Genomic DNA, 10237 nt, shown 5'->3' with positions numbered 1-10237 from the left:
TAAGCAGCCTGTGATGCTTTCTTCAAATGCAATGTCTCTGGCTTCAGGTGCGTATAGCGCCGGAGCATCTTCCAGTCCTTGTGGCCGGTAACAAGTGCGACCTGTTCGATTGAGAAACCGGCTTCAAAGAGGCGGCTCGTACCTTCATGACGAAGATCATGGAAATGAAGATCTTCGATCTTGAGGTCTTTGCATTGACGGCGAAACGCCGTGCCGACCGAACGTCCGTTGTACGGAAAAATTCTACCTTCGCGAATATTTGAAAAGCGTCCTTGTTCTTCAATGATCTCGCACGCGTCATATCCCGACACGTCCAGCAGCGGGATGCGTTGATCGTTGCCTTTCTTCTTCCGAGGGTCCTTGCGATCTCGAATGAGAAGCATCTTGCTTTCGGGATCAAAGTCACGCCACTCGACGCGCGCAATTTCGTCCTGCCGCATTGCCGTTGCGACGGCAAATCTAATGATCCGGTCAACGGGGATTTGTTGCCGGTCATTGGCTGCGAGACTCGCGATGATGAGATCGAGCTCCTTTTGTGTTGGGCGACGGTCGCGCTCGTTGCCCTTGCCGACAAGACCAAGGCGTCCGAGAGCAATACGCGCGAGATTGATTGGTTCGATCGAAACGGTCACGCCATGTACCGCTGCGGCATGTGAGAGAATCGTCTTGATGTATCCCAAATCGATGCCAACCGTCACGGAACCCGCGCCCTCTTGCGCGCGCTCTTTTCCGAACTTGATGAGACGCTCGCGATCGAGTTCTCCCAAACGGAGATGTCCGAGCCTCTCGTCAAGGAATTTTAGACTCGCGTCCTTCGACCGCCCGATTTTCTTGCTGACCTCTTCAAGGTCTTGGCGGTGAAGAGCGATGAGATCGCCAAAAAGTTTGGCCTCTCGGGCTCGCGAAGTTGCAGGCTCCTGACGATCAATTCTTCGCTCGATGTCCAGTGCCCATTCCTCGGCGTCCTTACGGCGGACGAATGTCTCATTGACGTACTTTCCTTTACGTCGGACCTGAGCACGCCACGAACCTGACTTTAATCTGCTAAAGGTAGCCACGCGTGTGCGCTCCGTGTGCACTGAGGTGTCGAAAAGCCGGAAAAATCGTCGTATGACGTCGCAAAAATGAGTGCACACGACGGGACCTAACGATCTGAATGTACTGAAAAAATGCAGCTAAATCAATCACATAGATTTGCCGTGGCGCCTATGATGGATTGGACAGACCGGCATTGCCGGGCCTTCCATCGCCTGCTGACGCGCCATGCGCTGCTCTATACCGAAATGATCACGACCGGAGCGGTTTTGCACGGTGACCGGCAGCGGCTCTTGCGCTTCGATGCGATGGAGCACCCGGTGGCGCTGCAGCTCGGCGGGTCGGACCCCCGCGATCTCGCCGAAAGCGCGCGGATCGCTCAGGACTTTGGCTATGACGAAGTCAATCTCAATGTGGGCTGCCCGTCAGACCGCGTCCAGGATGGCCGGTTTGGCGCCTGCCTGATGGCGGAGCCGCAACTGGTCGGCGCATGCGTCGCCGCGATGAAGCAGGCCGTCGCGATCCCTGTCACGGTGAAATGCCGCATCGGCATCGACGATCAGGACCCGGAAGCCGCCCTTGACATGCTGACGGACGCGGTGACCACAGCGGGCGTGGATGCACTGATCGTGCATGCCCGCAAGGCGTGGCTGAAAGGCCTCTCGCCGCGCGAGAATCGCGATATTCCGCCGCTCGATTACGGCCGCGTCTACCGGCTGAAAGCGGCGCATCCCGATCTCCACATCTCCATCAATGGCGGCGTCGGATCGATCGATGCTGCGCGCGATCATCTCCAGCACGTCGATGGCGTGATGATGGGCCGCGCCGCGTATCAGGAACCGTGGCGATTGCTCACGACCGACGCCGCGCTGTTCGGCGGGGAGGCGCCCTTCGTCAACCCGAAACCGGCAGTGGAAGCGTTCTTCCCCTATGTCGAACGCGAACTCGCGGCGGGCACCCGCCTGCACGCAATGACGCGGCATGTGCTCGGGCTGTTTCGCAGCGTGCCGGGGGCCCGCGCCTTCCGCCGGCATCTTGCGATGCATGCCGTGAAGCCCGATGCCGGCATAGCAGTCCTGCAGGAAGCGCTCGCGCTTGTGGTGGACACCGGCGCTGCGATGCCGCACACCGCTGCAGCCTGACGCCGGCCGCCTCGCGCCGGCCTTTTTCCCCCGGAGCGTGCGATGTTCGGCATTCCGGCCGGCGAGCTTGCCTTGCTTGCGGTTGCGATCGTGGTCGGCGGCGTCCTGACCGGACTGCTGGCCGGGCTGTTCGGCGTCGGGGGCGGTGCCGTCATCGTGCCGGTGCTCTACGAGATTTTCCGCATCCTTGGCGTATCCGAAGACATCCGCGTCCAGCTATGCGTCGGCACCTCGCTTGCGATCATCATCCCGACTTCGATCCGGTCCTACCTCGCGCATCGCGCGCGCGGCACGCTGCCGAAGGGGGTCCTGAAAGCGTGGATCGCTCCGATCACTGCGGGCGTGATGGTCGGCGGCGTCGTTGCGGCCGTGGCTCCGGCTGCCGTCTTCAAGACCTTCTTCGCCGTGATGGCGTTCCTGCTCGGCGGCAAGTTCCTGTTCGCGCGCGACGGCTGGCGGATCGCCGACACGCTGCCGGGCCGCCTCCTGATGTCGGTCTATGGTGTTTTCATCGGTTTCTATTCGGCGATGATGGGAGTGGGCGGAGGCGCGGTGTCGGTTCTGATTCTCAGTCTATACGGACAGCCGATCCATACGGCGGTCGGGATTTCGGCGGGGGTGGGCGTCGTCATATCTCTCATCGGTACGGTCGGATTCATTATCGCGGGCCTCCCGCATCAGGCCCTGATGCCGCCCTTTTCGGTCGGCTACGTATCGCTTCTCGGGGTTGCGCTGATGGCGCCGGTCAGCGCGCTCGTCGCCCCATATGGCGCGCGGATCGCGCATGCGCTGTCGCGACGAAAACTTGAACGCGCCTTCGGGATTTTCCTCTGGATTGTCGCGATTCGGTTCATCGTCAGCCTGCTACCCTAGGTCCCGATGACCGATGCGCAGCCGCTTTCCCGGACCGACCATGTCCCGGATTTCGGGCGCTGGACCCGGTTCCGGCGCAGGCCCGCCGGCGTGCTCGCTGCCTGCGCATCCTCCCGGACGGAACCGGCATCATGGCGCCGGCTGCCCCGGTAACAAACGTTCAAGACCGGACGAGTGTCTTCGTCTAGCGTTTGGAGGACCGAAGGAGAATGCCATGACCCAGCATCGCGGCAGCGCCGTCATTCCGTGCCTGACCTATCGCGAGGCGCCGCGCATGCTGCAATGGCTCTGCGAGGCGTTCGGTTTTGAGCGCCATGCGGTCTACGATGACGATGCCGGCGGAATCTCCCATGCCGAACTGACCCTCGGCTCGGGCATGATCATGCTCGGCTCGGAGCAGAAGGACGGTGCCTTCGCCGAAATGCAGTCGACGCCTGCGAGGCTGAAGGGGACGACGCAGAGCCCGTATCTGGTGGTCCGCGATGCCGACGAAGTTTTCACGCGCGTCGTTGCGCTCGGTGGCGAGATCGTGATTCCGATCGAGGACAGGCCCTATGGCGGGCGCGCATTCTCGTGCCGCGATCCCGAAGGGCATCTCTGGAATGTCGGCAGCTACGATCCGTGGGCCTCGAAATCCTGACGGCCCAATGCCCATGGCCAGTGCCGCTGATCTTCGACACATCGCGCTGTCGCTCGAGGGTACGACGGTTGCACCACATTTCGATCGCGCCGCGTTCAGGGTCAGACGAATCTACGCGACGCTTGCCGCCGACGGAAAGACCGCCAATTTCAAATTCTCGCCGGACCAGCAGCAATTCAAATGCACGCTGGCGCCGCATGCCTTCCAGGCCGTCGCCGGCGGGTGGGGACGGCAGGGCTGGACCACGGCGACGCTGTCGGAACTGAGCATCCCCGAATTGCGTCAGGCGCTCGAAATGGCCTGGCGGCACGCGGTGCCGAGATCAACGAAGCGGTGAGTGATCGCGGTTACGGATAGCCGCGCATGATCAGCTTGTCGCCGCGAACCTCCCAGCTTTCCAGCCGGTTCAGGAAGCTCATGCCGAGCAGACTGGTGCGCAATTGTCCGGGCTGCGCGATCAGCGCGGGAACCGACCGCTCCACGAGCCCGCCGACACTGACGCTGTCGAGCGTCACCGCGGCGGCGCGGGTCTTTCCGTTCGCGGTATCCACGGTGACACTGTAGCTCAGCACTTCGAGCGGGAGACCGGCGGCCTTCGCGGCCTCCTGGGTCAGGACAACGGCGCTGGCGCCGGTATCGAGTATCATCGGCACGATCCCGCCATTGACTCTGGTCGAGACATCGAATGATCCGCCGCGACCGCGCGCGAATTCGACAACGCGTCCGCGCGACGCAGCGCGCCCAGGGACCATTTCCGCCATCACGCGGTCATAGACGCCGCGCAGTTCGAACCGATAGGTGTAGCCGAGCGCAAGCGCGAGGCCGATCACGATCCAGATCAGCACGATCTGCAAAGCCTTGCCGATGCTTTCGCGAAACACCACGAGCGCGCTGCTGCCGAGAAAGACGAGCAGCGCGATCTTCGCAGCGAGCGCCGCGAAGTCATCGGAACTCAACGGTCCGACCGTGCCGGCATCATGCCGGGCGATCAAAACGGCGACCGACAGCGCAAGGCCGATCATCAGGAGCCAGAAGATCGGGCTGCGCAATGGACTAATCCCTCGGAGCCGTGCCGTCGGGCCTGGGTACAGGCGATCCCGGGGCCGTTCCCATGGCTGCGATTCGATCCGGCAACAATGCCATGATGCGGTGCCGCTCGCTCCCGGACATTGTGCCCCAGCCGGCGATTTCATCGATCGTGCGACCACAGCCCCGGCACAGACGGGAGCCGGGCTCAAGCACGCATATCTTGAGGCAGGGTGTTTCGATCACGGGCATGTCGTGGAGAATCCGTCCCCGCAACATAGGTGCGACGCGGCGAAAGGCAATGCGACGGTCAGGCGACGGACTTGCTGGCCGGCTGAGTGGTGCCGTCGCGCCTGTCGAAGGGCACGATCGGCAGCGGCGGCTCGTTCGGCTGAATGGTGGGGGAAGGCTCCGACAACGGCGCCAATGCCGTCATGATGCGTTCCGGAGGCAATGCGATGATGACCTCCGTGCCCACCCGCAATTTCGATTTCAGCGTGAAGGTGCCGCCATGCAGGTCGACCAGGCTCTTGGCGATCGGCAGGCCAAGTCCGGCGCCCTGTTCGGCGGATTTGATCGCGTTCGACCCCTGGCCGAACGACGCCAGCACCACCGGAACTTCATCCTCGGGGATGCCAGGCCCGGTATCCTTGACGCTGAAATATTGCCCGCCCGACGCGGTCCAGCCGACCTTGATCCATATCTCCCCGCCCTGCGGGGTGAACTTCACGGCATTCGACAGCAGGTTCAGCGCGATCTGGCGGATCGCACGTTCGTCGCCCCAAACCCGCGGAAGGTCGGGTTCGAAGACTTCGTGGATCGCAATCATCCGGTTTTTGGCGCGCAGCTTCATGAGGTGATGGCAGTCCTGCACGACATTGACGAGGGATATGGCTTCCTCGTTCAGCTCATAGCGGCCGGCCTCGATGCGCGAAAGGTCGAGAATCTCGTTGATGAGTCCGAGCAGATGCTGTCCGGAATCGTGAATGTCGTTGGAATATTCCTTGTAGGCCGTCACGGTATGCGGGCCGAAAATCTCGTTCTTCATCACTTCGGAAAAGCCGAGAATGGCGTTGAGGGGAGTCCGCAATTCGTGGCTCATCTGCGCCAGAAAGCGCGACTTCGAGATATTGGCGGCCTCGGCGCGGTGGCGCGCCTCATCGGAAATGGTTTTCGCCTGTTCCAGTTCGCCGATCAGCATGTCCTTTTCGGCGCGTGCCTGCAGTGTCTGCAGCGCGGATGAATAGAGGCGATGCGCCAGCAGCAGGAAATAGCCCTGTGCGGTTACCGCCATAATCGCCAGGATATAGTCGTGCAGATTGCCCTTGAGCGCGAAATTGATCGCAACCGCGCCGGTGACAGGGACGGTCGCGGCGAACACGGCGATCGGCAGCGAGAAAGCGAGCATGCTGGATACCGCAACCACCAGCAGCATCACGAACAGCATGAAGGTGCCGGTGCCTTCGACGACACCGACCGGCTGCACCAGGTTGAACATCCAGGCGAGGCCAAAGAACAGATCGAGGATCACGAAACGGATACGCCAGGCCTTGATATTGACCTCGAACGGCGGCGTCGCCAGGAACTGCCTGCATTTCGTGACCATGACGGCGTGAATCAGCAGGACGGAGACCGTCCACACCCCGGCGCTTGCCGCCCCCGTCCACAAGCTTGAAAGAAACCCGACGGTGGCGACCAGCAGGAATACGACGAACGAAGCGGAGAGGCGGTTCTGCGCGAACATCCGCATCAGTTCGTAGTCGAACACCGGACGTGTTCCGGAGGTCGAGGTCAGCCTGTCGCGCGCGTCGCGCACCCGCTGCGCCGCGGCGCGGCGCCGTTTGGCCGCCGCCTCCTCGCGGGCATCGCTGGCATTGCTGGTGGTCATGCGCGAACGGGACCTCAAAAATTCTGGCCAAAGTCGCCCAAAAACCTTAAGGGCAACCTTAATCTGTTCCGCAAACCGGCCTAACGGGGGATTACTTGTGCGGCTCTATGACGGCGGCCGGGCGCCCAATCCACGCCGCGTTCGGGTCTTTCTGAAGGAGAAGGGCATTTCGGTGCCGCTGGCGCCGGTCGACCTCGGCGCGATGGAGCACAAGTCCGATCGCTACACGGCCATCAATCCGATGCAGCGGGTGCCCGCGCTGCAACTCGACGATGGCACGATTATTTGCGAGTCGATTGCGATCTGCCGCTATTTCGAGGCGTTGCAGCCGGAGCCGGCGCTGTTCGGACGGACGGCGCTTGAAATTGCCATGGTCGAGATGTGGCAGCGGCGGATCGAACTGCACCTGCTGGGCGGGATTCAGCATGTCTTCCGCCATTTGCATCCGGGAATGAAGGATCACGAGGTGCCGCAGGTCCCCGCCTGGGGGGAGGCCAACAAGTCCCGGGTGCTGGAATTCCTTTCCCTGCTCGACCGGGAATTGTCCGGCCGGCGCTTTGCCGCCGGAGACGGCTTTTCGGTCGCGGACATTACCGGGCTGATCGCCCTGGATTTCCTGCGTGCCGCCAAGCTCGCAATGCCGCCGGAATTCACCCATGTGGCGCGGTGGCACACGGAACTTTCGGCGAGGCCGAGTGCCACGGCATGAGCCAGCAGGCTTTCTAATAACTGATTGTAAAATCTCGATATTTTTTCTTCTTCCGTTGGTTTGCGGCTTCCGTCCGGGGCTGGTCACAAGACTTTGAAAGGCCGGGGCACGATGCGGGCACGATTGCGGCGAAGCCGGTGAACCAGGCCCGTCCGGGTCGCGACGAACCTCCGAGTCATTAATTTTTGCTCATGGAGGACGTCATGTTTCGGAAGGGGTTCGCGTCATTCCTGATTGCCGCCGCCGCCACGGCGGCTCTGTCCAGTTCGGTGACCGCCCAGGTCCGGACCGCCGCCCTGCAATCGAGCGGCTTTCAACTCGCCCAGGCCGCCCAGGCTGAGACCCGGGTTGCGCTGGTTATCGGCAATTCCGCCTATCAGACCAACAAGCCGCTGAGCAATCCGGTCAACGACGCCCAGGCGGTGTCGCAAATGCTGAACCAGGCCGGCTTCGAGGTCGTCATGGCCTTCGACCTGACCCGCGATATCATGAAGCAGACGGTGGAGGAATTTGCTGCCCGGATTCTCGAAAAGGGCGAAAATACCGTCGCGATGGTGTATTACGCCGGCCACGGCATGCAGGTCGATGGCGAAAACTACCTGATCCCGATCGATGCCAAATTCCAGGGCGAAGACGATCTCCCGGACCAGGGTGTGAAGCTCGCCGACGTGGTGGCCGCGCTCGAAGCCACCAAAACCAAGGCGCGGATCGTTGTGGTCGATGCGTGCCGCAACAATCCTTTCGGCGGCTCCGCCAATGACGACAATGGCGGCCTCGCACTGGTCGACGCACCTGAGGGCGCGCTGATCGCCTATTCGACCGCTCCCGGCACGGTGGCGTTCGATGGGCTTGGCAAGCACAGCCCGTATGCGAGCGCCTTCATGCGCACCGCGCGCACCCCGAACCTGCCGGTCGAGCAGGTGTTCAAGAAAGTTCGCCTTCTGGTCAATGACTCCACCGACAAGAAGCAGACTCCCTGGGACAGCGCGCGCCTCAACACCGAATTCGTGTTTTTCCCGAATGCCGAGACGCCGGTCGCGCCGGTGGTGGTGCCGGCCAAGGTCGCGGTAAACGAACTCGCCTCGCGTCCGGTCCGCCAAGCCTATGAGGTCGCGATCGCGGAAGACAAGGAAGAATATTACGAGGAGTTCGTGCGCGTTTACGCGGCCGATCCGCTCGCCGATCACGTCCGCCGGCTGCTCAACCGCCGCAAGCAGATGGTCGCCTGGCAGAACGTCACCCACCGCAATCGTCCGGAAGATTATGCGGATTTTGCCCGCCGCTTCCGCGACAGCGGTCTCGGCCGTGCCGCCCGCCGCCTTCAGGAGCGTCCGCGTCAGATCAACATCGCGTTCCCGCGCCGCGGCGAGGGCCGGTTCGGCGACGGCCGGTTCGGCAACGTCCGCATCAACGTTGGCAACGATGGCCGCCGCGTGATCAGGCTTGGTGGCCGCGAAGGCTTCGGCAATGGTGGGCGCCGGGTCATCAATTTCGCAAATGTCGGCAATGGCAACAACGGCCGCCCGGGCTTCGGCAACAACGGTAACGGCAACAACGGCCGTCCGGGCTTCGGCAACAACAACGGTGGCCGTCCGGTGATCAACCAGAACGGCAACAACAACGGTGGCCGTCCGGTGATCAACCAGAACGGCAACAACAACGGTGGCCGTCCGGTAATCAACCAGAATGGCAACAACAACGGTGGCCGTCCGGTGATCAATCAGAACGGCAACAACAACGGTGGCCGTCCGGTCATCAACCAGAACGGCAACAACAACGGTGGCCGTCCGGTAATCAACCAGAACGGCAACAACAACGGTGGCCGTCCGGTGATCAACCAGAACGGCAACAACAACGTTCGCCGTCCGGTGATCAACCAAGGGCGCCCGCAATTCCAGCGCCCGCAGGTTCAGCGCCCGCAGTTCGAGCGTCCGCAGTTCCAGCGTCCGCAGGTTCAGCGCCCGCAGGTTCAACGTCCGCAGTTCCAGCAGCGCCAGACCTTCCAGGCTCCGCGCCAGAACTTCCAGCCGCGTGCGTTCAACGGCGGCGGCGGTGGTGGCGGCCGGTTTGTCGGTGGTGGCGGCGGCGGTGGCCGGTTCGGTGGTGGCGGCTTCGGTGGGGGCCGGGGCGGCGGACGCCGCTGATCGAAACCGCAACAGGAATGAAACAGGCCGGCCTCAGCGCCGGCCTTTTTCTTTCCAGCGGCTTCAAGCCCTTACATCAGCGCTCCAGCCGTGCGATCAGGCTCGAGGTGTCCCATCGTTTGCCACCCATGGCCTGGACCTCGGAATAGAACTGGTCGACGAGCGCGGTGACCGGCAAATGCGCACCGTTTCTGCGGGCTTCGGCGATGCAGATGCCGAGGTCCTTGCGCATCCAGTCGACCGCGAAGCCGAAATCGAACTTTCCCTCGTTCATGGTCTTGTACCGGTTTTCCATCTGCCAGGACTGAGCGGCGCCCTTGGAGATGGTCGCAATCAGCTTCTCGACGTCGAGGCCGGCCTTCTTCGCAAAGTGGAGGCCCTCCGACAGTCCCTGTACCAGTCCGGCAATGCAAATCTGGTTGACCATTTTTGCGAGCTGGCCGGAGCCTGCGGCGCCCATCAGATTGCAGGCCCGTGCATAGGCCGCGATCACCGGCTCCGCTCGTGCGAAGGGCTCGGAATCCCCGCCGCACATCACGGTCAGCACACCATTTTCTGCACCTGCCTGTCCGCCCGAGACCGGCGCGTCGATCACCGCGAAGCCGCGCTCCCTCCCGGCCTGAAACAGCTCGCGCGCGATTTCGGCCGAGGCCGTGGTGTGATCGACAAAGACCGCGCCTGCTTTCATGCCGGCGAAGGCGCCGTCCGCTCCAAGCGTCACCTGCCGCAGGTCGTCGTCATTGCCGACGCAGCACATGACAAAATCCTGGCCGACGGCGG

The 10237-nt window shown here is 62.5% G+C and carries 11 protein-coding genes; 6 read left to right on the top strand and 5 right to left on the bottom strand.

Features of this window, described 5'->3' with window-relative positions; all coding sequences use genetic code 11:
• On the bottom strand, positions 1-1058 hold a 1058-nt coding region (locus AB7F49_RS34950), incomplete at its 3' end, for a site-specific integrase (RefSeq protein WP_394017667.1).
• A gap of 111 nt (positions 1059-1169) precedes the next feature.
• Between AB7F49_RS34950 and dusA the strand changes: the two genes are divergently transcribed.
• The 4 genes from dusA (at position 1170) to AB7F49_RS34930 (ending at position 4027) form a co-directional block, all read left to right on the top strand.
• Positions 1170-2177, top strand: a complete 1008-nt coding sequence (gene dusA / locus AB7F49_RS34945; protein WP_428531078.1) for a tRNA dihydrouridine(20/20a) synthase DusA — start codon at positions 1170-1172, stop codon at positions 2175-2177.
• 42 nt (positions 2178-2219) lie between these two features.
• On the top strand, positions 2220-3050 hold the full coding sequence (locus tag AB7F49_RS34940; RefSeq protein WP_428531075.1) for a sulfite exporter TauE/SafE family protein: 831 nt from the start codon (positions 2220-2222) through the stop codon (positions 3048-3050).
• A 214-nt stretch (positions 3051-3264) separates the two neighbouring features.
• Complete coding sequence (locus AB7F49_RS34935; RefSeq protein WP_428531072.1) at positions 3265-3690, top strand: VOC family protein; 426 nt, start codon at positions 3265-3267, stop codon at positions 3688-3690.
• Positions 3691-3703: 13 nt separating this feature from the next.
• Positions 3704-4027, top strand: coding sequence for an MmcQ/YjbR family DNA-binding protein (locus AB7F49_RS34930; protein ID WP_428531069.1), 324 nt, complete (start codon positions 3704-3706; stop codon positions 4025-4027).
• A gap of 10 nt (positions 4028-4037) precedes the next feature.
• Here the strand turns inward: AB7F49_RS34930 and AB7F49_RS34925 are convergent, their stop codons facing one another.
• From AB7F49_RS34925 to AB7F49_RS34915, 3 genes are read right to left on the bottom strand one after another with little or no spacing between them, the layout of a single operon-like run.
• On the bottom strand, positions 4038-4739 hold the full coding sequence (locus AB7F49_RS34925) for a TIGR02281 family clan AA aspartic protease (protein ID WP_428531066.1): 702 nt from the start codon (positions 4737-4739) through the stop codon (positions 4038-4040).
• 4 nt (positions 4740-4743) lie between these two features.
• Positions 4744-4968: a DUF1289 domain-containing protein gene (locus tag AB7F49_RS34920; protein WP_428531063.1), complete on the bottom strand. Its 225-nt coding sequence runs from the start codon at positions 4966-4968 to the stop codon at positions 4744-4746.
• A 58-nt stretch (positions 4969-5026) separates the two neighbouring features.
• A complete protein-coding gene (locus tag AB7F49_RS34915; protein WP_428531060.1) occupies positions 5027-6604 on the bottom strand; it encodes a sensor histidine kinase in 1578 nt (525 codons plus the stop codon).
• A 97-nt stretch (positions 6605-6701) separates the two neighbouring features.
• Here AB7F49_RS34915 and AB7F49_RS34910 point away from each other — a divergent pair, with 97 nt between their 5' ends.
• Positions 6702-7313 carry a glutathione S-transferase family protein gene (locus tag AB7F49_RS34910; protein WP_428531057.1) on the top strand — a complete coding sequence of 204 codons (612 nt, stop codon included), beginning with the start codon at positions 6702-6704 and terminating at the stop codon, positions 7311-7313.
• Between the two features lie 203 nt (positions 7314-7516).
• On the top strand, positions 7517-9457 hold the full coding sequence (locus AB7F49_RS34905) for a caspase family protein (protein WP_428531054.1): 1941 nt from the start codon (positions 7517-7519) through the stop codon (positions 9455-9457).
• 76 nt (positions 9458-9533) lie between these two features.
• On the opposite strand, the gene AB7F49_RS34900 is transcribed toward AB7F49_RS34905, so the two are convergent.
• Positions 9534-10237, bottom strand: a 704-nt coding sequence (locus AB7F49_RS34900) for an NAD(P)-dependent oxidoreductase (protein ID WP_428531051.1), incomplete at its 5' end; no start/stop codon positions are given.

The organism is Pseudorhodoplanes sp. (assembly GCF_050250235.1).
Classification (GTDB): domain Bacteria; phylum Pseudomonadota; class Alphaproteobacteria; order Rhizobiales; family Xanthobacteraceae; genus Pseudorhodoplanes.
This window is presented reverse-complemented; position numbering and strand designations above follow the sequence as displayed.